Origin of the sequence: Flavobacterium amnicola, from assembly GCF_004122165.1 — a bacterium.
GTDB classification, from domain to species: Bacteria; Bacteroidota; Bacteroidia; order Flavobacteriales; family Flavobacteriaceae; genus Flavobacterium; species Flavobacterium amnicola.
In genome coordinates, this window is record NZ_SBKO01000005.1 from 1 (window position 1) to 23,190 (window position 23,190).

The window sequence follows — 23,190 nt, forward strand, 5'->3', positions numbered from 1 at the left end:
ATAACGTAACCGACAGATGTTATGCTGGCGGAAGCGATTCAGCTACCTTTACCATTACTCCAGCGCCAGCTGTTGTGGTGAGCAATGTTCAAGATGCAAGCATCTCAGCCTGTGCAAGTGAAGCGGACATCAATGCGGCGTATGCAGCTTGGTTAGGAAGTTTTGGTGTTAGCGGTGGATGTAATCCACAAGGCGGTTTTACGGGTCCAACTACAATGCCAAATATTTGTGGAGGCTCAATCCAACTGACTTATAACGTAACCGACAGATGTTATGCTGGCGGAAGTGATTCAGCTACCTTTACTGTAATTGCTCCAGATGCACTTGTTATTAATTGCCCAGACAGTATAGAACTTACTTGCAGTCAAAATCCACAACAAGTATTTGATTTATGGATTTCTGGTTTTAGTTTCTCTGGAGGTTGTAGTCCAACTGCTACAGATTTATCGGGTTATCAATTGCCTTTGCCAGGAAATACCTTATCAATAACTTATGAAGTTACAGATAAATGTGAAGTAAAATCCTGTACAGCAACATTTATGGTACCGGATTGTGTAAAACCACATTGTACTTATACTCAAGGTTATTATGGTGATTATAATGGTGCTGCTTGTGATATTAATGGTAATCCAACAACCGATTATCAAATTATGGTAAATGCTATTAATGAAGCAGGTGGAGCTTATAATTTTGGTAGTAAACCAGTAGGTAATTATTTTACATTAAAAGCAAGTGATGTATATGGAAATCCTACCATTGCAGCAAATAATGTATTTACAATGTTACCAGGTGGTGGAACTCCAAGAGCGTTAGTAGGTTTTGCTACTTTTGATACGTATTCGACTTGGTCTGATGGTGATCCATTAACAGCAAGCGGAAGTAATTCTGGTAAAATCAATAATAACTTATTGAGCCAAACCATGACAATGTTCTTTAATTTATCTGTAGATAACACTTTAGGAAGTTTTGTTTTAGAACCAAAATTCGCAACATCAGATGTAAATTGTGGTAGCGATGAGCCTATTCCAAATACTTATAAAGAGTTTAAAATTCACCCTAATATAATTGCATATTTAAATGCTAATTATGTTGGTGGTGCCACAGTTGCTAATTTATTTAAATTGGCAAATAGAGCATTAGGTGGTGAAAATATAGGTAATTTGAATCATCCATTGATTAATGATGCGGTTGATAATATTAATAGAGGATTTGACGGTTGTAGAATTCAAGTACCACTTGTAATTATAATCATTAAACCAAATGTTGATATTCTAGATACTTATAGAACAAATGAACCTATTTTCACTGTGTATCCAGTGCCATTTAAAGATGTCTTTACGTTGAAATATGATTTTGATTATCCTTCAGACGTAAAAATTCAAATATTTGACACTAAAGGAACCTTGTTACAAAGTGAAAATGATACAAACCCATATTTGAATAAAGAATTGTCAATTCGACCAAAATTCAATAGAGGCGAAGGTCAAATGTTCTTTGTAAAAGTGATAACCGAAAAAGGTGTAAGCATCAAAAAAGTTATTTCTGAAAAATAAAAAAAGTTTAATCTAAAATAAAAAGGCACGCATTGCGTGCCTTTTATAATATATACTACAAAGGAAATTATTTTACTAATCCTCTTGAAATTACAATACGTTGAATTTCTGAAGTTCCTTCGTAAATTTGAGTAATCTTAGAATCACGCATCATTCTTTCTACATGATATTCACTTACATAACCGTTTCCTCCATGAATTTGAACGGCATCATTAGCTACCTCTAAAGCAATTTCAGATGCATATAATTTTGCCATAGCTCCAGAATGAGCAATATCTAATCCTTGATCTTTTTCAGCAGCAGCTTTATGAACTAACAATCTTGCAGCAGTAGTTTTAACGTGCATATCTGCTAATTTAAAAGCTATCGCTTGATGTTGAAAAATTGGTTTTCCAAATGCTACACGCTCTTGCGCATATTTTAATGCTAACTCATATGAACCTTGAGCAATACCTAAAGCTTGAGAAGCAATTCCAATACGTCCACCGTTTAAAGTTGACATAGCGAAAGCAAAACCGAAACCATCAGCACCAATTCTATTTTCTTTTGGAACTTTTACATCATTAAATAATAAAGTATGTGTATCTGAACCACGAATTCCCATTTTCTTTTCTTTCGGACCTACTTCAAAACCCGGCATTCCTTTTTCCATAATAAGAACATTGATTCCTTTATGTCCTTTTGAAGCGTCCGTTTGTGCAATAACTAAATAAGTTGAAGCGGTTCCTCCATTGGTAATCCAGTTTTTAGTCCCGTTTACTAAATAATGATCACCCATGTCAATGGCTGTAGTTCTTTGCGAAGTGGCATCAGAACCAGCTTCTGGCTCAGACAAACAGAAAGCACCAATAACGTCTCCTTTTGCAAGCGGCGTTAAATACTTTACTTTTTGTTCTTCAGAACCATATTTTTCTAAACCAGCACAAACTAATGAGTTATTAACTGACATAATTACTGCAGCAGAAGCGTCAACTTTTGCAATTTCTTCCATTGCCAAAACATACGAAACACTATCTAATCCAGCTCCTCCGTATTTCGGATCAACCATCATTCCTAAAAAGCCCAATTCGGCCATTTTTTTAACTTGTTCTGTCGGGAATTTTGAATGCTCATCTCTTTCAATAACTCCAGGTAATAATTCAGTTTGAGCAAAATCTCTTGCTGCTTGTTGAATCATTAATTGCTCTTCGCTTAAATTAAAGTCCATCGTATTTTGTGTTTTGTTTGTAATTTTAAAAGTTTTCAAAGATAAGTATTTATACCAATTTTTCAAGAAGATTGAGTATTTTTGAAACATGAATAAACAGAATTACAACGTTGTAGGTGTAATGTCGGGGACTTCCCTTGATGGAGTCGATTTAGCACATATTATTTTTTCAATTTCAGATGGAAAATGGAAGTATGAAATTTTGGAAAGTGAAACCATTCCGTATACGAATCAATGGGTAAATAGATTGAAAATAGCCGTTGATTTTTCAGAAGAAGAATTACTACAACTCAATAACGATTACACCGAAGTTTTAGGGGAAATAATTACAAATTTTATTCAAAAATTTAATTTGAAAAACCTTGATGCTGTTTGCAGTCACGGTCATACAATTTTACACCAACCTCAAAACGGATTTACTCTCCAAATTGGGAACCTTCCTGAAATAGCAAAAATTGTCAACCAAAAAATAATTTGTGATTTTAGAGTACAAGATGTGCAATTAGGAGGTCAAGGTGCGCCGTTAGTGCCAATTGGCGACCGAATTTTATTTTCAGAATTTGACTATTGTTTAAATCTGGGAGGATTTTCTAATGTTTCTTTTGAAGAAAATGGAAAACGTATCGCTTTTGATATTTCGCCTGTTAATACCGTTTTAAATTTTTATGCCAATACAATTGGATTACAATATGATAATAAAGGAACTATTGCCAAGTCCGGTATCACTTCAGAAGATTTGTTAGCTGAATTGAATGCGTTAGATTTCTATCAAAAAAAATATCCAAAGTCACTCGGATTTGAATTTGTTAAAACAATAGTACTTCCTATTATCGAAAAATATGAATTATCCATTGAAGATAAATTGAGAACTTTTACCGAGCATATTGCGTTTCAAATCGCAAACGCATTACCATTAAAAAATGGAAAACTCTTGATTACTGGTGGTGGAGCTTACAATGATTTTTTAATTGCGCAAATGAAGAATTATCTTCCTGAGATGCAAATTGTTATTCCGAATGCGAAAACTATCGAATTTAAAGAGGCCTTAATTTTTGCTCTATTGGGCGTTTTAAAACTAAGAAATGAAATCAATGTGTTGTCTAGTGTAACTGGTTCTAAACAAGATCATTGCTCTGGAGTGTTGTTTGATTCTTAACAAAAAATTCACATTAGAGTTGATGAAAAATAGGTGTATTTGTAGTACTTTTGCAAACCCTAAATTTATTAAAAAATGAAAAAAAATGTAATCATTGTGCTACTCTTTTTAGTACAAGTCTTTTCGGTTAATGCACAATCTCAATTTGAAGTGGAAGGAGTTACGGTTCCAAGAACTATTACTTTTGAAGGTCAAAAATTAGAACTTAACGGTTTTGGTGTGCGTTCAAAAGCTTGGGTGGATGTCTATGTACAGGCACTATATTTAACAACATTGAGCCAAGATCCTAACTTTATTATGGATAGTGAGACGCCAATGGGAATTAGAATAGAAATTCTTTCTTCTTTAGTTTCTTCTAAAAAATTATCAAAGGCCTTGTATGTTGGTTTGGAAAAATCAGTTGGAGATGAAGGTATGATGAAAATTCAAAATGAAGCCAAACAATTAGAAGCACTTGTAAATGGTGATATAACCAAAAAAGGCGATGTTTTTAATTTAATTTATAATCCGTCAGATACTTCTATTTGGATTGTGAAAAATGAAAAATTTGTTGGAAAAATCGCTGGTTTAGACTTCAAAAAAGCCTTTTTAGGAATATGGTTGTCTGAGAATCCAGTCGACAAAGATTTGAAAAATGATTTACTTGGAATTATAAAATAATATTCTAAATAAAAATATTTTATTGTTAGTTGTGCAAATTACAGATTTCGATTTGTTAAATTTGCACAACTTTTTTATAAGCTTAACACAATTAACATACCATGAAAGACCTTTTAAAGAAATTCGAAGATAAAGAACCAGAAGTAGTTTTTAACTGGAAAGATCCAGAAACGGAAGCAGAAGGATGGACCGTTATTAATTCATTACGAGGTGGTGCTGCCGGTGGTGGTACACGTATGCGTAAGGGATTAGACATGAATGAAGTATTGTCGTTGGCTAAAACTATGGAGGTTAAATTTTCAGTTTCTGGTCCTGCCATTGGTGGTGCTAAATCGGGAATCAATTTTGATCCAGCTGATCCTAGAAAAAAAGGAGTATTACAACGTTGGTACAAAGCCGTTTCTCCTTTATTAAAAAGTTATTACGGTACTGGTGGCGATTTAAATGTGGATGAAATTCACGAAGTAATTCCTATGACCGAAGAGTGTGGTGTTTGGCACCCACAAGAAGGCGTTTTCAACGGACATTTCAAGCCAACCGAAGCCGATAAAATTAACCGAATTGGTCAATTACGTCAAGGGGTTGTAAAAGTAATCGAGAACACAACATTCTCTCCTGATATCAACAAAAAATACACGGTTGCCGATATGATTACCGGTTATGGTGTAGCACAAGCAGTTCGTCATTATTATGATATTTACGGCGGAAGTGTAGTGGGTAAAAAAGCCATTGTACAAGGTTTCGGAAACGTAGGTTCTGCAGCTGCTTTTTATTTAGCCGAAATGGGTGCAAAAGTGGTTGGAATTATTGATAGAGATGGTGGAGTGATTAATGAAGACGGATTCTCTTTTGAAGAAATTAGAACCCTATTCTTAAATAAAGACGGAAACAAATTGGTTTCTGATAAAATGATTCCTTTTGAAGAAATCAACGCTAAAATTTGGGCTATTGGAGCAGAAGTATTTGCACCGTGTGCCGCGTCAAGATTAGTGACTAAAGCGCAAGTCGATAGTATGGCTGCTGCTGGATTGGAAGTGATTTCTTGTGGTGCGAATGTTCCGTTTGCCGATAAAGAAATTTTCTTCGGACCGATTATGGAAGAAGTAGATAGCAAAGTGAGTTTGATTCCAGATTTTATTTCAAACTGCGGAATGGCGCGTGTTTTTGCATATTTTATGGAGAAAAAAGTGCAAATGACTGACGAAGCCATCTTCAACGATACTTCAGATATTATCAAAAAAGCAATTGAAAAAACTCATGCATTAGGTGAAGACAAGAAAAACATCAGCGCCAGAGCATTTGAAATTGCATTAAAACAATTGGTATAATTATTGATTTTTCTTCTGTAACATAACAAATAAATAGTATTTTCGTTACTATTGTTAGACAACAAAAGAATTATGCAAACATTAGATTTATCAGCAAAAGAAAAGAGAAAATCGTTACTATTAACTGTAGTGATTTACACTTTGTTTTTGCTGATTTTGTTTTTTATACGTTTTTGGCCACCTTCCAATATGAATGAAGCACTTCTCGCAGGAGGTGGAGGAGGTGGTGGTGTAACTATCAATTTCGGGAATAGTGATTTTGGCTCTGGAAAAGATTTTCAAAGCGAAGAATTGGATGTAAAAACCGTTAAAAATGTGGCGGCAGCATCCGAACCTGAGGAAGATATTATTTCGGGTGATGCGGAAGCTAATGAAGCCGTAAATATACCGAAGAAAATTAATCCCGTTAAAGTTACCAAGCCAAAAGTTAAAATTGATCCGAAGCCGGTCGCAGAGACCAAACCGAAAGTCAATAAAAACACGAATGATGCCTTGTCAAGTATTTTAGGAGGCTCCAAAAAAGGGGGCGACGGAGACGATTCGCGTTCTGGAAACAAAGGAAAAACTAACGGAAGTCTGGGTTCTAATGATTACTACGGCAGTGGTGGTTCTGGAGGTGGAGCCGGAGGCGGAACTGGTACGGGTAACGGAACAGGAACAGGAAGTGGTTCGGGTTCAGGATCAGGTGGTGGTTCAGGAAGTGGAAGTGGAGGCGTAGTTGGTTATTCCTTAGGTAATAGAAAGGCACTCTCTAAACCACAACCGAATTATACCTGTAACGAAGAAGGTAAAGTTGTGGTAGAAGTTACTGTAGATCAAACTGGTAAAACGATTAATGCTGTTGCGGGTGTTAAAGGAACAACAAATACCGCTTCGTGTTTGCTACAACAAGCAAAATTAGCAGCATTGAATACCAAATGGCAAGCCAGTGCCGATGCTCCAGAACGACAAGTCGGAAAAATTATTTATAGTTTTAGTTTGAATTAGATTAAAAGAATTTAAATATCTGAAATAGATATAAATGAAAACGTCCCAAATTATTTGGGACGTTTTTTTATTCATTTAAAATTTTACTTCGAAGCACTCGTAGCAATCACAAATTTTAAATTATTCCTTACTCCAATTTGTAGTACGTCAACTAAATCCTGTACTTGTAAGTTATACGGAATACGAACTACAACGGCTTGTTCTTTATTATCTCCAATTTTTGCAAGTAATTCAGCTTCCAATTTATCAAAAGTAACTTCTTGCTTGTCTAAGTAAAAGCGTTTTTCTTCGGTAACCGATAAACTAATTAGTTGTTTATTGGTTTTTTCATTGTTTTTAGCCTTTGGCAAAGTCATTTTAATCACGTTCGGATTGGCTAAAGTCGAGATAATTAAAAAGAACAATAGCAAGAAGAACATGATGTCGCTCAAAGAACTGGTGGCGACTTCGGCTTCAAATCGTTTATTTCGTTTTATCGGCATTTGGTCTCTGAATTATATTAACAAACTCTAATACGTGTCTTTGCATGTTTAACGAATAATTGTCAATCATACTGTTATACAAGTGATAACCAGAGTAGGCTACAATACCTACAATAAGTCCAGCGCCACTACTAATCATTTTTTCGTATAAACCTCCAGAAATATTTCCGATACTGATGTTTTCTGTCACCGAAATGCTGTAAAAAATCTTGATTACCCCAGAGATCGTTCCAATAAATCCTAAAGTAGGTGCAATACCGGCAACTAATCCCAAAATAGCTAATTTTTTCTCCATTTCACCAATTTCAATATTGGCTACTTTTTCCATATTCGATTCGATCTCAGCAATTGGTCTTCCAATCGTTTGAATTCCTTCTTTAATCACATTGGCTGATGCAGCTCCATCTCTTTCGGCAGCTGTAATAGCTAAATCGATACTTCCGTTGTTCAAATGTGTACGAATGTCTTTCAATAAGTGCGGATCGTGTTTGGTCGCTTTTTTAATGTAGATGTACCGTTCTATAATAATGTAAATGGTGTAAAACAATAATAAAGCAATCGGAATTAAGAAAAACCCTCCTTTGAAGATAAATTCCAATACCGAAATTTCATTTTCTTTTCCAATGTTTTCAATCACGGCTCCGGATGCCTGAGCAATAGTGTCGTTTTGCGCTTGTAATAAAAATCCAATCATAAACTAAATTCGTTGTAATTTATTTTAAAAATAATCTCAATTTTGCAATAAAGATAAAAGTCTCTAAGGTATTAAACTAAAAAATGATTCTTTTATTTTATAGCAATGATGTAAATAGCAATTATTATTCCAAATGACCTATCAGGAAACAATTAACTGGATGTTTGCGCAGTTGCCTATGTATCAATTACAAGGGGCTTCTGCTTATAAAGCCGATTTGAACAACACGGTTTTATTAGCCAATCATTTGCAGCATCCAGAACAAAAATTTCAATCGGTTCACATCGCGGGAACCAACGGGAAAGGTTCAACTTCCTCAATGATAGCTTCGGTGCTTCAAGAGGCAGGTTATAAAGTGGGTTTGTATACTTCGCCGCATTTAAAGGATTTTAGAGAACGAATTAAAATCAATGGCGAAATGATTTCAGAAGATTTTGTGGTCGATTTTATTGAAATTAACAAGTCTTTTTTTGAATCAAACAGTTTGAGTTTTTTCGAAATGACAGTGGGATTGGCCTTTGATTATTTTGCCAAAGAACAAGTAGATCTAGCCATTATTGAAGTCGGTATGGGTGGAAGGTTAGATTCTACAAATATTATTACTCCTTTGGTTTCGGTGATTACTAATATTGGTTTCGATCATACACAGTTCCTTGGTACTACTTTAACGTCAATTGCATCGGAAAAAGCAGGAATTATAAAGCCGAACATTCCTGTCGTTATTGGTGAATATACTCCAGAAACAAAAGAAGTGTTTTTGGCAAAAGCTTCGGAATGTAATGCAGAAATTTATTTTGCCTCCGATTTGATATCCAAAGAATATGACTCTGCTTTACTGGGCGATTATCAATTTCACAATAAAAAAACGGTGGTGCAAACTATTGAAGTGTTGCGAAACTATTTTACGATTTCAGAATCTGATTTGACAAACGGATTGTTAAAGGTTGTTAAAAATACCGGTTTGTTGGGAAGATGGCAACAAATTAATGCGAACCCGAAAACAATTTGTGACACGGCGCATAACAGTCACGGATTAAAAATTGTGCTGAATCAAATTCAAAAAGAAAAATTTGAACAATTACACTTTGTTTTAGGAGTAGTGAATGATAAAGATTTGGAAGATATTTTACCTTTATTTCCAAAAAATGCGAAATATTATTTTTGTAAACCCAATGTTCCTCGAGGTTTAGCAGCAGCAATTTTAAAAGCAAAAGCAGCAGAATATAATTTAATTGGAGAAGTATTTGATTCGGTATCAGAAGCTTATGAAAAGGCACTAAAAAAGGCCCATCCAAACGATTTCATTTATATCGGTGGAAGTACTTTTGTAGTGGCAGAAATTGTGTAATTTTTTTCAATTATTGTTTGCAGATATGAAAAACTGTTCTATATTTGCACCCACAATAACGGAAGATATTCTTCTTGTTTATTGGGCGATTAGCTCAGCTGGTTCAGAGCACCTCGTTTACACCGAGGGGGTCGGGGGTTCGAACCCCTCATCGCCCACAAAATGTTTCTCGAAGACATTTAAAATAATTTCGGGCGATTAGCTCAGCTGGTTCAGAGCACCTCGTTTACACCGAGGGGGTCGGGGGTTCGAACCCCTCATCGCCCACATAAAAAAAGCACTTCATTTGAAGTGCTTTTTTTATTTCTCATATTGATCTTCCATTTGTTTAATGGCATCAATCATCTCTTGTATCCTATCGTATTCTTTTTGTTTTTGTTTTTTACCTAAATAGAAATACGCAAAGAGCATCCAACCGACATAAAGAAATAATACAAATGCTTTAAGACCAGTTGACATAGGTTGCATTACTTCAATAAAATAAAAGACAAATGCTATATTTAAAACTATAAAATAAGCAAGACTAATTTTGGTGCTTACTATTTGTTGAAAAGCATAATATTTTTCAAGTTGGTTTAAAGTTAGGGATGGTTTTTGAGTCAAATCTATTTTTCGCAACGTGATCATTTGTGATAATCGTACCAAAGAAAAAGCTGTAACGCATAAAGCCATTAACAATAATCCAATATAAGTTGTTGACATTTTAAAATTAATTGTTGAGCCTACCCAAAATAAAACGGGTAATACTAAAACGAGAGTGGCAATTTGAAAAAACACTTTATTAGAATATTGTGTTCGGTCTTTTTTTGCTTTCGTGATGATTTGAGAAACATCAGGAAGCGTTGTTTGTTGCTGTTGTTTCCAGATTTCCTGAAGGTTATTAAATTCTTTCATATTTCGAATAAATAGTGCTAAGTTGTTGTTTGATTCGGTGAATTTTTACTCTTAGATTTCCTTCTGAAATATCGGTAATCGATGCAATTTCAGCATAAGGAACTTCTTCTAATAAAAGTGTAATGATGAGTCGGTCGGATTCAGGTAATTCGCTAATACATTTGTATAAAAGCTGAATTTGATTTTCCTTTTCATCAGTATCTTCACTTATTTTTAAAACAGTTTTTTCAATATCTACTTTAGTCGTTTTTTTAGCATTTCTGATGTACAAAAGGCACGTATTAACAGTAATTCGGTATAACCAAGTGCTGACTTGCGATTCGCCTCTGAATTTTTCTAAATTTTCCCAAACTTTTATGAATACTTCTTGCAGTAAATCATCCGCCTGCATACTGTCACCGGTGTACCCCAAACACAACCGATGGACTTTTTGAGAATAAGTGGAATAAATGTCTTTAAATTGATTTTCTATTGAACTCACTATTTGTTTATGATTTTGAGTTTAAAAATAAATCAATTTCGTTATAAAACCATTCTGGTTGATCATACATGATGAAATGTTTTGCTTCGGCTACTTTGATGGTTTTGTTTTTTAGCTGTACATATTGAATTCCGTACTCTTTTTCACTGGCTTCTTTGGTTCCCCAAAGGCTGGCTAAAATCAAAATAGGCGCTTCAATTTTTGAAATTTCTTGTCTTAAATCGGTTGTCGACATTTCTACTATCGTGCTACCTAAAGTTTTGCGATCACTTTTAAAACTCCATTCAGCAATTTGTTTGGCACGAACACTATCATTTACCTGATACAACATGGCTTTGGTCATATTTTTCACATAACCCTCAGAAGGTAATGATTCAAAATTTTTGATTACTGCTTGTTTGTTAAATTGCGGATTGTTTTTAGTAATTTCAGCAGTGATTTCAGGTTTTCCTACCGCAGAAACAAATGGAAGTCCATCAACACAAATACTTTTTCCAAACATTTTTGGCTGGCTGCTTTGTAACCAAAGAGTCATGAATGCACCAAGACTGTGACCTATAATCATTGGTTTTTTTAATTTCTTATCGTTTACATATTGAATGATGTCATTGTGAACGGTTTTAAGTATTTCCTCATTTTCAATAGGTTTTACGCCTCCAAATCCTGCAATAGTAATTACATGAAGTTCGTATTTGTTTTTTAAATGTGCTACGGTTTCTTTCCAAACGTCTCCACTACAAGAATATCCCGGAATTAATAATACCGGTTTTCCTTTGCCAATTACAGTTACTTCAAAAGAGTGTTGATTTTGTGCAAATACATTTACAAATGCAAGAATTGCGACTACTAAAATGATGACTTTTTTACTAAAGCTTCTAGAATTGTTTGTTTCGTTTGTGTGAATCATTGATTTCATAATTATTATTTTTTAGTTTGTTTATTTTCTCTTTTGATACAAACCGAAATCAATTGTTACAAAAAAAATAAAATTTTTTAATTAAAACTTTTAAAGTATTGAAAAACAATAACTTAAAATATATTTTTTTAGAAAATGACAAGTTAATGCATGTAAATTCTTGTAGAAAGTAGCATCACGGAAGGAAAGAAAGTGTAAAATATTCCTCTGTATACATTTTACAGTATAGATGATAAATCAAAGCTTGATTTGAATCGGAACAAACAATTAAGATTGAATTTTTGTGTTAACTTCTAAATCTTTTATATAATCTTCATTTTCATAGAAGAAGCGTTCAAAAGCATCCATATGTTCGTTGAAAAAATCAAAAATAGTATTCCAAGTGGCTTTGTTGTTAATGCTAATTCCGTCAGTTTCCACCCATATTCTACTGATAATTTTACCAGATTCTAAGTAGTAATTTCTTTCGAAAATGGCTTCTGGTAAATAGTCTTCAAGTAAAATAGTTTTTAAAGATTCGACTTTTTCAAAATAAATTTTTCTTTTTTCTTCGTCTTTGGGTTCAATATCTAAAAGGACTTGCGCTTTTTTATTATCTACAAAAAACTTGAAGCTTACATCTTTAATTTTAGTATTGTATAATAACCATTTTCGTGGATAAGCTTCCGCGAATTGTGTCCAAAATTCCTTTTTTATTCTGATGCTTTCTTCTTTACTATACATGGATTTGAATGACTTAAAATTGGTATATCAAAAAAAATGTCCTAAATTTATAAGATTGATTTGTAAGAATCAATAGGATTACTATTGTTAAAACTTGGCAAAATGGACTTTTCTGATTTTTTAAAATATGTTCCAAAGATAGCAAATGAAATGCTTCCAGCGACGACAGCACATGCAAAAATGGTGCCGCCCGAACGTATAGAATTTTTGGAACGCCAAAATCTAGCCAACGTAGTTCCGAAAAAAGCAGCCGTCTTGATGCTTTTATATCCTAAAAGTAATATTACACATTTGGCTTTAATCGTACGAAATTCGTACCCAGGAATTCATGCTTCTCAAATCGCTTTTCCAGGTGGTAAAGTCGAATTGTATGACGCCGATTTATCACAAACGGCCTTAAGAGAAACGCATGAAGAAATAGGTGTGGAAAAAGATAAAGTATCAGTAATTAGGGCTTTTACAGAAGTGTATATCCCGCCGAGTAATTATTTGGTTTCTCCTTTTTTGGGTTTTTCTAGAGAAGAATTGACTTTTACATTGAGTCCAGACGAAGTTTCAGGATTGATAGAATTACCTTTGTTGCAGTTTCTTGATGAAAGTATAATTGTAAATGTTGAGATGTCTACATCTTACGCTACTGATATTTCAGTACCTGCTTTTCAAATTGGAAATCATTTGGTTTGGGGCGCCACCGCCATGATGATGAGTGAATTGAAAGATGTTATAAAAAGAGTCTTATAATTTTTTTGTAAATTCGCAGACTCAAATCAAAAAAAATTATGGGTTTATTTAAAAGAAATCCTTTTGGTCATATTTTATTTATCAAACGCTGGTTAATCCGAATTTTCGGTGCTTTAACCCATCGTCGTTATCGCGGTTTTAATGCATTACAAGTGGATGGTTCCGAAATTATACGCGATTTACCCGATACGAATGTATTGTTTATTTCCAACCATCAAACCTATTTTGCCGATGTAGTCGCGATGTTTCATGTCTTTAATGCCAGTTTAAAAGGTCGTGCTGATAATATCAAAAACATTGGTTATTTATGGGATCCTAAACTAAATATTTACTATGTTGCAGCCAAAGAGACCATGCAATCTGGTTTATTACCCAGAATTTTAGCCTATGTTGGCGCTATAACAGTAGAAAGAACTTGGAGAGCAGGAGGGAAAGATTTGGATAAAAGCGAACAAAAAGAAGTTAACTTTAATGACACCGAAAACATCAAAATTGCCTTAGAAGATGGTTGGGTCATTACATTTCCGCAAGGAACAACCAAATCATTTAAACCGGTGAGAAAAGGGACTGCTCATATCATAAAACAGCACAAACCTATTGTAGTTCCTATTGTGATTGATGGATTTCGTCGCTCGTTTGATAAAAAAGGATTGCGATTAAAAAAGAAAGGTATACTTCAGTCCTTTACTGTAAAAGAGCCCCTTCAAATTGACTATGAAAATGAAACAATTGAAGAAATTGTAGAAAAAATTGAATACGCGATTGAACAACATCCTTCTTTTTTAAAAGTACTTTCAGTTGAAGAAATTGAAGAACTGGAAGAATTGAACAAAATGCGTTTGTGGAAATTGTAAAACAGCAATAAATTTTTAGGAACTATTTTGAATTGTTTTTATGGTAGTAACAATTCAAAATATTTTCGAACCGATTTATCGTTGTCCTGTAATCCCATTTCAAGATGATTCTTAGTATTCTCTAATTTGTGTAAGGCTATTATTGATTCTTGTCTTATATGTGGGATACAATGTTTTTTGGAAAGTTCCATCAAGAAATTTTTTGTTTCATCGTCTCCAAATTTTGAAGCCAAATCTATTATTCCAAATTTAGATTCGGTAGACCCTTTGATAAGCCCGCTTATTTTTTGGTTTGGAATATCAAATTCATATTGTTTCATGTTGAATTGATTATACGATTTTAGGATCACATTTATGGCTAATGAATCTTCAGTAGTAGGAGGTAACTGAATATGAATGTCTTTTGATGGTTCATAAAAGATTGCTCTTTTTTCACAAAGGTTTGTGTGAATAGAAAAATCCAGTTGAACATCTTCTCCCACATATCCAATGGTTTTATTGTAATCGTATTGCCAAATTTTTGTCCAATATCCTTCTCCTTTATATCCCGTAGTTAATAATGCAAAATTATGATCATGTGCATAATTATACGAAAATACTTGATTTTGAGAATTTTTAATGATACTGTTTTCAGATAGCATCGGCCAATACGTTGCTCTTATGTAATAATCATCTGTATTGTATAATAAAAAACTTTGTTCGTTGTAACTATTCTCTGATTGGAATCCGGATAGATTGTCTTTTAATTCTTCATTCAAATAATTGATAAAGAAATTTCGATTATTGCCTAACATTAATAGTTCATCTTTGATACTCAAAAGGGAATCAATATTGTCAAATTCAATTTTAGAATTAGCGATTTCAATAAATTCTTTTAATTCTAGGCTTTTATTACTGGTATCGTTAAATAGTATTGGCATTTTCGGAGTTTAATAGTTTTAGAGATTCTTTTGCTGCTTTTTGAATTTCAGGATGCGAGTCTAACAGCATTTTTTTTAACTGAATAATTCCCGAATCATAATCCAAATTGATTAGCGCTTTCAATGCTTCCCATCGAATTGAATGGTTTTCGTTTGATTGCAATGTGTTATGAATAAAATCTAAAGAATCTTGATTTCCAATTTCGGATAAAATTTTTAGTGTAGAAATAAGACGGTTATCATTTTGATCTGTAGAAATGAGCCTAATAGGTGCTAAGGTGTTTGTGTCATATTCCCAAATGAAATTCTCATAATCAATTAACTTGGTTAAACTTAGAAAATATACAGGGCTGTTATTTTCAAATCGTATAAGATTATAAAATTTTTCAATAAAAATGGTGACGTTTGATTTTAAAATGTTGGATTCAATTATTTCTAATTTCGAGTCTTTTAATAAAATATTTGGCTGACAGCTTTTTTTCTGCGAATAGATGCTGTAGCTGTTATTGTTTTGATCAGAAAATAGAGGACAGAAAAAAACATCAGAATTATTAGAATACAATTTTTTTGGATTCTTTCGACCAGCATTGTCTAGTATAATTAAAGATAATTCGAAATAGCTTGTATTGTCAATTTTGTAGCGTGTTGAGGAAGAATCAATTGGAAAATAATAATCCAATTTGGTTAAATTTTTTAAATGGTAATTTAAAAAATTTGTTATTGAGAAAGTTGAAGAAAGTTGAGATAAATTATGACAGATTTCTGCATTATCCAGTCCTTCTAGTTTGTGTAAAAACGATTTATAGTCCATATAAAAAAAAACTGTGAAGGTTAACTTCACAGTTTGATTACAAGTTAAAATTTAATCTGCTAGCCAAGTTGCTATACTTGTTCCAACATATACTCCTACGGCTACGATAACTGTAGTTGATGTGGCATCACTCAGATTTGAAGTTACAGGATTCTGTAAATCCACTAATTTTAAATTTCTCATAAAGTTTGTTTATTTAGATTTAGTCAAAAATAAATAAAATATAAGAATAATCTTACTTTTTTATTTATTTAAAATCAATTTTTTTTAATTCGTTAAAATTTTTCTTCAAACGCTTTAATAGGAGGCCATACATAATATAATATAACAAGATGAAAACGCCTATAATAAAAATCAAAATAGTTAAATAAACCCCAATTAAAAACACAAAACGCATATTACTATTCTCTACAGAGTCGTGCAATATTTGTTGGATTTTTTGATCATGCGTAATTTGTGAAATCATGAAAATGAAGTAAATAACGATAATCATACTTAAATTATACCAAAAATAGTATTTAACCGTATTACGGGAATTTAAAATACTGGCTAACATGCCTTTAACACTGTCTGAGGTGCTTATTTTTTTGTAATTTCTATAAAATTTTATAATAAAATAGACGATGATAAGGTAATTTACGTAGGTAAACGTTTCAATTATTATTTTTAGATGATAGGCTTCCAATAAATCGGTATACTTAGTGTCGTCGCTAAAAATAAAGCTCAATCCAGTCCAGAATAAAATTTCTATTACACTAATAATAAATATCCATTTTATCGCCGAAGAAGAATTCTTGTGCAACATGCCATAGATTTTTTCTTCCGAAACATTCGGATAATTATCGCTTTTATTCCAAGTTTTTTTTAATAAATCCAACTCTTCCATTTTCTCCTTTATCGTTACGGATTAATAATTTGTTTCAGTTTTGTTTTAATTCTATTCATTTTCACACGGGCATTAACTTCACTAATACCCAATGTTTCGGCAATTTCAGTATAATCTTTATCTTCCAAATACATGAAGACCAAGGCTTTTTCAATGTCATTTAATTGCTGAACTGCTTTGTATAATAGTTTGATGTGTTCTTCTTCCTCATAGTTGTATTCTTCCTGCAAAACAAAATGCCTACCAGTTTCAAATTCAATTGTATTGACTGATTTGGTTGATTTTCGATATAAAGTAATAGCAGTATTAAGAGCCACTCTATAAGCCCAAGTTGAAAATTTTGATTCGCCTCTAAACTTAGGAAAGGCTTTCCAAAGCTGAATGGTTATTTCCTGAAACAAATCATTGTGTTCGTCCTCATTTTGAGTATATAGCCGACAAATCTTATGAACAATGTTCTGATTTTCTTTTAGTTGCGTAACAAAGGATTGCTCTAGCGTGGTACTCATATAGAAATTAGTAGTATTTTGGCCGAATTTGTTACAAATAAAGTAAAAATCTATTCTTCTAAACCTTTAAACTCCTGAACTCTTTTGTAACTTTGGGAATCTGAAAAATTAATTCAATGAACATTCCCCAATCTTCTAAAAAAAGAGTCGTAATTATAGGTGGCGGTTTTGCCGGAATTTCTTTGGCTAAAAAACTTAAGAATAAAAACCTTCAAGTAGTACTTTTAGACAAGCATAATTATCATACGTTTCAGCCGTTATTGTATCAAGTGGCAACAGGTGGATTAGAAGCAGGTTCTATTGCCTACCCGATTCGAAAAGTAATGCAAGATTGTCCCGATTTTTATTTTCGATTGACTTCCGTTAAAGAAATTGATGCCGATAATCAAAAAATTATTTCTGAAATTGGTGATTTACATTATGATTATTTAGTAATTGCTACAGGTTCTAAAACCAATTATTTTGGAAATAAAGAAATCGAACGCAATTCGATGTCGATGAAAACGATTCCGCAATCGTTGAATATTAGAAGTTTGATTTTGGAAAATTTCGAACAAGCCGTTCTCACTAAAGATGCTGCTGATAAAAATGCACTGATTAATTTTGTTTTAGTGGGCGCAGGTCCAACAGGAGTAGAGTTGGCAGGTGCTTTGGCCGAAATGAAAAAAGCAATTCTGCAAAAAGATTATCCTGATTTGGATATACGTAAAATGGAAATCAACTTAATCCAAAGCGGCGACCGAATTTTAAACACAATGAGTGAGAAATCTTCTAAAGCATCGGAGGCATTTCTTGAAAGTCTAGGAGTAAAAATTTGGAAGAATGTGCGTGTGACTAATTATGATGGAAGAACGGTAACTACCAATTCAGAGCTAACTTTTGAATCAGCAACTGTTATTTGGACAGCAGGGGTTCAAGGCGCTGCCATTCAGGGATTATCTTCTGAAGCCCTAATTGAGCGTGTTGAACGCATTCGCGTAAATGAATTCAATCAGGTAAAAGGATATGATAATATTTTTGCCATCGGAGATATTGCCGCTATGGAAAGCGACGCCAATCCGCAAGGACATCCCATGATGGCACAACCGGCTTTACAGCAAGGCGCTTTACTCGGAGAAAATTTGGTGCATCTTATTCAAAATCAGCCTATGAAACCCTTTTTGTATAATGATAAAGGGTCTATGGCTACTATTGGTCGTAATAAAGCAGTTGTCGATTTACCCAAATATCATTTTAGTGGCGTTTTTGCTTGGTTTGTTTGGATGTTTGTGCATTTATTTTCTTTAATCGGATTCAAAAATAAAGCAGTCGTATTCCTGAATTGGGTCTATAACTACATTCGTTTTGATCGAGAAGGGCGTTTAATTATACGTCCATACAAAAAGAAAAGTTTTACCACGTTTACCAGCGATGAGATTTAACTAACAGAACCTATGGAAAGCTTTATAAAATCATGATTTATAGTTATATCATGATTTTTTTTTTTGTAACTTTAAGCTGGCTAAATAAGTTAAAATTTACGCTAAATTCCTTTCAACTTTTACCCAATTACTTGACGGTACACATGGGTTTGAGGTTCATGTAAACTTCAAACAAATGAAAGATTGTCCTTATCGAAAAGGAAGCCGAAAACCAAAAGAGTAGGCAAGAATTTAATTTAAAAAAAAATGAAAAACTCAATGTTGATGAAATTCTCATTCGTTGCTATTATGCTATTTATTAATGTGCATAATATGAATGGACAAACAAAAATGGAGTCGTGGCCTGGAGTCACAAAAAAAGTTTTGACAGATAACGAAAAAGTGAGTGTTGCAGAAGTAACTTTTGCACCAGGAGCTGTTGCAGATTGGCATTCTCACCCACAGTATTCAGTATATGCTGTGACAAATGTTAAAATGAAAACGGAAATAAAAGATAAAGAAACCGTTGTAGTCGAATTAAAATCAGGACAAGTAGGTTGGTCTGAAGCAGTCACACACAAAACTACTAATGTGGGTAAAAAACCTTTTACGGTAATCGTAACTGAAATTAAATAAATTTATAGGGATAAGGGATAAGGCAAAAGGGATAAGTTTAGTAACTATAGAACTTTTTCCTTGTATCTTTTCTCTTTTCTCTTTTCTCTTTTCTCTTTTTTCTCAACTCTTACAATTCCCTTTTATCATAATAATTCACCAACAAATCGACGAACTTACTATAGCTCTCCATACCATCCTTTTGTTGATTCATTTTTAAAAAATGATCATAAAATATTTCAAAACCTTTGTCGATAAAACTTCTGTGACTCATCCAAAAATCTTCACTTTCTTGAAAATTAGTCAAAATGCCAGGATGTATAGTTTTGAGTAGTTGATTGAATTTCGCTTCGTCTTTGGTTGCAATATTTGCCAAACAATAGCGTAATGCATAGGTATAACCCGCATATTTAAAATGTAAATCTTCATTTTGTGTCGAAGCTAAAAAACCAATAAAATTGCATTCGCTTTCACTGGCAAATCCCATTTGATGCGCCATTTCGTGACAAGTGGTAGCAGGTAAATTATATTTTGGAGGCAAACTATTGACTTGCGCCTCATTGGTAAACGGATTCAAATAGCCTCCAAAGCCCATATAGGTTAGAGGATAACTGAATAATGATTTCTTTATACTCGGATTAGAGTATGTGAAAAAGGGGTGTTGTAAAGCTAGTTTTTGATATCCATTTTCTACTTTTTCAAATATTTTATTTACATCATAAGGCGATTGAACTGGTTTGCTACTGTTTTTTGTGATTGTAAAATGGATAGTGTTAGTTTTTGCAATTAATTTTTGAGTGAATTGTATTAATTGCTCATCGGTATATTCTCTTTTAATATTCATTTTTTCAAACAATGGCAATCGATAGTAATTAAAAGCCCATAACAAATGAAATAAAAAATAGACCACCGAAACTAAACTTATAATAGATGCTACTTTTGACTTCCAATGGGTTTTTTGATGTATAAAAAACCATCTAATACCCCAAATGATTAATAAACCGTAAAAAATATCCCCAACAGAAAAAGGAATCCACCCTAAAAGTATTCTCGAAAATTTTGAGAGGTATACATATAAGCCATTACTGTAATTGTTTTCCACAAATTCTGGAAAAAAAGTCAATAGTTGTAATCCAATAATTTGAACAACCAATAACAAAATTACTATGTTTTTTGTTTTCATTTTTTTAATTGCCCTATTTAACTTTACTTGTTTTTTTGATAAAATCCTCACAAACCAATTTAAAAATTTCTTCTTCAAATTTATAAAAGGAACTGTTTTTACCTTTTTCAAACGGAATTAAGCAACCATTTGTAATAACTACAAAACCAAAATTTTGTTTTTCAGAAAAATATGCATCACTAATTAATCCATAAGCATCTCCAGCATGCCCGATAAAATTTCCAAAAAAATCAGGATCATAGATTAAATCGGAAGTATTCAAATTCGTTTGATGTAATCCTAATCCATATTGCTTGAAAAATCCATTATAATGATCTCCATTATTTCCAGTGAAAGTCCACTGATTTTTTTTCATCAATTGAATCGTTTTTTTTGAAAGTATTTTAGCTGTCTTCCCTTCATTTTTTAGATACTTTATGAATTTTCCAATATCTAATGCTGAAGCTCTTAATCCGCCTTGAGGTGCAAAAAAAACAGCATTATTTCCAACTTTATAATTATTTAAATCACTTGGTGAAGGTTTTATTCCTTTGAAATCATCTTTATTGGGAAGCCAACCCTTTTCATCAAATCGATATATCGTTCCGATTGTTTGAATATCTTCAATATCTTGCAGATTAAATGTTGCTGTAATACCTAATGGATTTAGTATTTCGTTTTTCATATAAATATCGAAACGCTGCTTACTTATTTTTTCTATCAAAGTTCCAATCAGTCCATAATTAAAATTACAATAGGTAAAATAAGTACCCGGTTTATAGTTCATAAACATATCGGATGTGAAACTTTTGCCTGTTGGAGTAATTACACTGCTTACACTAGGACTAGGAGTTTCATTGTAGGTAGACGCTAAAAAAGCATCATAACCCGCACCATCTTGAATTGAGGATGTATGACTCAGCAACATTCTAAAAGTAATAGGAACACCAGGGAAGTTAGGATTTTCAACTTTGAAATTCAGATAGTCAGAGATAGCATCATCCAATTGAAACATTTTTTTATCATACAATTTCATCAATCCCAAAGCGGTAAATGCTTTAGAAATAGAAGCAATTCTGAATTTAGTTTCGGGAGTAATGGGTAATTTTTGAGCTTCATTTCGATAGCCAACAGCATATACTTTCTCAGTTGTACTAGAAAAAGTGTAAACCGCTAGTCCCATTAATTGATTTTCCTTGCAAATATGTTCAAGACTTGTCTCCATATTTTGAGCTAGGAATGGACTACAAAAAAACAACATGATTAAAAATCTCATGGGATACCTTTTTAATCAAATATAGATTATTTTTAAAAACAAACTAATCCTTTTATACTCCAAACTTTGTAACTTTGGACTTCTGAAAAATAAAACTAACAATAATGAGCCAAGAAATAAGAAATTTGGAACCCAAAGCACTTTGGAACAAATTTGCCGATTTAAACGCAGTGCCTCGTCCGTCTAAAAAAGAAGAGCGAGTTATCGAATTCATGAAAAACTTCGGAACCAGTTTAGGATTGGAAACTTTTGAAGATGAAATACGCAACGTAATTATCCGAAAACCAGCCACACCAGGGATGGAAAATCGTAAGCCTATCGTAATGCAAGGGCATTTGGATATGGTACATCAAAAAAATAATGATACTGTTTTTGACTTTGATAAACAAGGGATTGACATGTATGTCGATGGTGACTGGGTTCGTGCTAAAGGAACGACATTAGGTGCGGATAATGGACTTGGAGTAGCTGCGATTATGGCTATTCTTGAGAGTAAAGATATTGCACATCCTGCTATTGAAGCCTTGTTTACGATTGATGAAGAAACAGGAATGACAGGGGCGTTGAATTTAAAAGGAGGGATTTTGCAAGGACAAATTCTTTTGAATTTAGATACCGAAGAAGACGATGAAATTGATATCGGTTGTGCCGGTGGAGTAGATGTAACAGCTACTCGTGGGTATAACGTGGAAGAAACACCAGAAGGTTCTGTAGGCTATACTATTACTGTGAAAGGATTAAAAGGAGGACACTCCGGAATGGACATTCACAAAGGATTAGGGAATGCTAACAAAATCATGAACCGTTTGTTATTTGACGGATTTGAAAATTTTGGTTTGCAAATTGCCGAAATTTCAGGAGGTAGTTTGCGTAATGCAATTCCGCGTGAAAGCGTTGCGAAAGTTATTATTGCCGAAATGTATGATGAAGCCTATGTGTTCGACATGCAAGAGGTAATCAATGATATCAAAACAGAATTCAAAACAACGGAACCTAAATTGGAAATTTTGATTGAAAAATCAGATTTGCCAGCCAATGTAATGGATTTAGGTGTACAAGAAGGATTGTTAAGATCCCTTTATGCTGCCCATAACGGAGTGTACCGAATGAGCGCTGATATGGAAGACTTGGTTGAAACTTCAAATAATATTGCAAGAGTAATTGTAAAAGATGGTGAAATTTCGATTCAGAATTTAACCCGTTCTTCGGTTGAAAGCTCAAAATTTGATTTAGCGAATGCCTTGCGTTCGGCCTATGAATTATTTGGATGTGAAGTTGAATTTGGTGGAAGTTATCCAGGTTGGACACCAAATGTTAATTCGGAAATCTTAGATGTTTTGGTTAATATCTACGAAAAGCAAAATGGAGCAAAACCAAACGTTGTGGCTTGTCACGCAGGTTTAGAATGCGGAATTTTAGGAACAAATTATCCGGGAATGGATATGATTTCTTTTGGTCCAACCATTCATGGAGCGCATAGTCCAGACGAAAGAGCTTCAATTAAATCGTCTCAAAAATTCTGGAAGTTCTTATTAGAAATATTAGGAAACATTCCAACGAAATAATACCTAAAAAAAAAATCCCGCA

25 protein-coding genes and 2 tRNA genes are annotated in these 23,190 nt (G+C 33.3%); 13 read left to right on the plus strand and 14 right to left on the minus strand.

The features are described from left to right. Positions 1-1,553 (plus strand): T9SS type A sorting domain-containing protein (locus EQG63_RS12250; protein ID WP_164974500.1); only part of this gene is annotated, 1,553 nt, incomplete at its 5' end. 67 nt (positions 1,554-1,620) lie between these two features. On the opposite strand, the gene EQG63_RS10470 is transcribed toward EQG63_RS12250, so the two are convergent. After that, positions 1,621-2,760, minus strand: a complete 1,140-nt coding sequence (locus tag EQG63_RS10470; protein ID WP_129436328.1) for an acyl-CoA dehydrogenase — start codon at positions 2,758-2,760, stop codon at positions 1,621-1,623. Between the two features lie 88 nt (positions 2,761-2,848). On the opposite strand from EQG63_RS10470, the gene EQG63_RS10475 reads away from it, so the two are divergent. From EQG63_RS10475 to EQG63_RS10490, 4 genes are all read left to right on the plus strand, one after another. Then, positions 2,849-3,916, plus strand: a complete 1,068-nt coding sequence (locus tag EQG63_RS10475; protein ID WP_129436329.1) for an anhydro-N-acetylmuramic acid kinase — start codon at positions 2,849-2,851, stop codon at positions 3,914-3,916. Positions 3,917-3,991: 75 nt separating this feature from the next. After that, positions 3,992-4,576 carry a chalcone isomerase family protein gene (locus tag EQG63_RS10480; RefSeq protein WP_129436330.1) on the plus strand — a complete coding sequence of 195 codons (585 nt, stop codon included), beginning with the start codon at positions 3,992-3,994 and terminating at the stop codon, positions 4,574-4,576. Between the two features lie 101 nt (positions 4,577-4,677). After that, complete coding sequence (locus EQG63_RS10485) at positions 4,678-5,904, plus strand: Glu/Leu/Phe/Val dehydrogenase dimerization domain-containing protein (protein ID WP_129436331.1); 1,227 nt, start codon at positions 4,678-4,680, stop codon at positions 5,902-5,904. A gap of 72 nt (positions 5,905-5,976) precedes the next feature. Further along, entirely contained in the window at positions 5,977-6,891 is a 915-nt protein-coding gene (locus tag EQG63_RS10490; protein ID WP_129436332.1) for an energy transducer TonB, read from the plus strand. Positions 6,892-6,974: 83 nt separating this feature from the next. On the opposite strand, the gene EQG63_RS10495 is transcribed toward EQG63_RS10490, so the two are convergent. Beyond that, a complete protein-coding gene (locus EQG63_RS10495; protein WP_129436333.1) occupies positions 6,975-7,373 on the minus strand; it encodes an ExbD/TolR family protein in 399 nt (132 codons plus the stop codon). After that, entirely contained in the window at positions 7,354-8,067 is a 714-nt protein-coding gene (locus tag EQG63_RS10500) for a MotA/TolQ/ExbB proton channel family protein (RefSeq protein ID WP_129436334.1), read from the minus strand. Before EQG63_RS10500 ends, EQG63_RS10495 begins: the two co-directional genes overlap by 20 nt. Before the next feature lie 133 nt (positions 8,068-8,200). Here EQG63_RS10500 and EQG63_RS10505 point away from each other — a divergent pair, with 133 nt between their 5' ends. The 3 genes from EQG63_RS10505 (at position 8,201) to EQG63_RS10515 (ending at position 9,682) form a co-directional block, all read left to right on the plus strand. Then, on the plus strand, positions 8,201-9,415 hold the full coding sequence (locus EQG63_RS10505) for a bifunctional folylpolyglutamate synthase/dihydrofolate synthase (RefSeq protein WP_129436335.1): 1,215 nt from the start codon (positions 8,201-8,203) through the stop codon (positions 9,413-9,415). Positions 9,416-9,498: 83 nt separating this feature from the next. Then, positions 9,499-9,573, plus strand: a tRNA-Val gene (locus EQG63_RS10510). A gap of 34 nt (positions 9,574-9,607) precedes the next feature. Further along, positions 9,608-9,682 (plus strand) — tRNA-Val (locus EQG63_RS10515). 33 nt (positions 9,683-9,715) lie between these two features. Here the strand turns inward: EQG63_RS10515 and EQG63_RS10520 are convergent. The 4 genes from EQG63_RS10520 to EQG63_RS10535 form a co-directional block, all read right to left on the minus strand. After that, positions 9,716-10,309, minus strand: coding sequence for a hypothetical protein (locus EQG63_RS10520; RefSeq protein ID WP_129436336.1), 594 nt, complete (start codon positions 10,307-10,309; stop codon positions 9,716-9,718). Beyond that, on the minus strand, positions 10,296-10,790 hold the full coding sequence (locus EQG63_RS10525) for an RNA polymerase sigma factor (RefSeq protein ID WP_129436337.1): 495 nt from the start codon (positions 10,788-10,790) through the stop codon (positions 10,296-10,298). The genes EQG63_RS10520 and EQG63_RS10525 overlap by 14 nt, the downstream gene beginning before the upstream one ends. Before the next feature lie 7 nt (positions 10,791-10,797). Beyond that, entirely contained in the window at positions 10,798-11,706 is a 909-nt protein-coding gene (locus tag EQG63_RS10530; protein ID WP_129436338.1) for an alpha/beta fold hydrolase, read from the minus strand. Between the two features lie 267 nt (positions 11,707-11,973). Next, positions 11,974-12,429 (minus strand): DUF4268 domain-containing protein, encoded by a 456-nt coding sequence (locus EQG63_RS10535; protein ID WP_129436339.1) that lies wholly within the window; start codon positions 12,427-12,429, stop codon positions 11,974-11,976. Positions 12,430-12,531: 102 nt separating this feature from the next. Here EQG63_RS10535 and EQG63_RS10540 point away from each other — a divergent pair, with 102 nt between their 5' ends. After that, entirely contained in the window at positions 12,532-13,170 is a 639-nt protein-coding gene (locus tag EQG63_RS10540) for an NUDIX hydrolase (protein ID WP_129436340.1), read from the plus strand. A gap of 38 nt (positions 13,171-13,208) precedes the next feature. Next, positions 13,209-14,024, plus strand: coding sequence for a lysophospholipid acyltransferase family protein (locus EQG63_RS10545; RefSeq protein WP_129436341.1), 816 nt, complete (start codon positions 13,209-13,211; stop codon positions 14,022-14,024). Positions 14,025-14,062: 38 nt separating this feature from the next. On the opposite strand, the gene EQG63_RS10550 is transcribed toward EQG63_RS10545, so the two are convergent. The 5 genes from EQG63_RS10550 to EQG63_RS10565 form a co-directional block, all read right to left on the minus strand. After that, positions 14,063-14,944: a hypothetical protein gene (locus tag EQG63_RS10550; RefSeq protein WP_129436342.1), complete on the minus strand. Its 882-nt coding sequence runs from the start codon at positions 14,942-14,944 to the stop codon at positions 14,063-14,065. After that, a complete protein-coding gene (locus EQG63_RS10555; protein ID WP_129436343.1) occupies positions 14,928-15,785 on the minus strand; it encodes a HEAT repeat domain-containing protein in 858 nt (285 codons plus the stop codon). The genes EQG63_RS10550 and EQG63_RS10555 overlap by 17 nt, the downstream gene beginning before the upstream one ends. 21 nt (positions 15,786-15,806) lie before the next feature. Further along, the gene (locus EQG63_RS12390; protein WP_262707801.1) at positions 15,807-15,938 is read right to left on the minus strand and encodes a hypothetical protein; all 132 of its coding nucleotides are present in this window, start codon (positions 15,936-15,938) and stop codon (positions 15,807-15,809) included. Between the two features lie 64 nt (positions 15,939-16,002). Then, entirely contained in the window at positions 16,003-16,641 is a 639-nt protein-coding gene (locus EQG63_RS10560; protein ID WP_129436344.1) for a hypothetical protein, read from the minus strand. A 14-nt stretch (positions 16,642-16,655) separates the two neighbouring features. Continuing rightward, entirely contained in the window at positions 16,656-17,150 is a 495-nt protein-coding gene (locus EQG63_RS10565; RefSeq protein ID WP_129436345.1) for an RNA polymerase sigma factor, read from the minus strand. A gap of 116 nt (positions 17,151-17,266) precedes the next feature. On the opposite strand from EQG63_RS10565, the gene EQG63_RS10570 reads away from it, so the two are divergent. Both EQG63_RS10570 and EQG63_RS10575 read left to right on the plus strand, forming a co-directional pair. Next, on the plus strand, positions 17,267-18,571 hold the full coding sequence (locus EQG63_RS10570; protein ID WP_129436346.1) for an NAD(P)/FAD-dependent oxidoreductase: 1,305 nt from the start codon (positions 17,267-17,269) through the stop codon (positions 18,569-18,571). 246 nt (positions 18,572-18,817) lie between these two features. After that, positions 18,818-19,186: a cupin domain-containing protein gene (locus EQG63_RS10575; protein ID WP_129436347.1), complete on the plus strand. Its 369-nt coding sequence runs from the start codon at positions 18,818-18,820 to the stop codon at positions 19,184-19,186. A 109-nt stretch (positions 19,187-19,295) separates the two neighbouring features. Here the strand turns inward: EQG63_RS10575 and EQG63_RS10580 are convergent, their stop codons facing one another. Together EQG63_RS10580 and EQG63_RS10585 are read right to left on the minus strand one after the other, a co-directional pair. Further along, on the minus strand, positions 19,296-20,348 hold the full coding sequence (locus EQG63_RS10580; RefSeq protein ID WP_129436348.1) for a DUF3810 domain-containing protein: 1,053 nt from the start codon (positions 20,346-20,348) through the stop codon (positions 19,296-19,298). Positions 20,349-20,361: 13 nt separating this feature from the next. Further along, complete coding sequence (locus EQG63_RS10585; protein WP_129436349.1) at positions 20,362-21,603, minus strand: serine hydrolase domain-containing protein; 1,242 nt, start codon at positions 21,601-21,603, stop codon at positions 20,362-20,364. Positions 21,604-21,707: 104 nt separating this feature from the next. Between EQG63_RS10585 and EQG63_RS10590 the strand changes: the two genes are divergently transcribed. Beyond that, the gene (locus EQG63_RS10590) at positions 21,708-23,168 is read left to right on the plus strand and encodes an aminoacyl-histidine dipeptidase (protein ID WP_129436350.1); all 1,461 of its coding nucleotides are present in this window, start codon (positions 21,708-21,710) and stop codon (positions 23,166-23,168) included. Positions 23,169-23,190 lie beyond the last annotated feature (22 nt).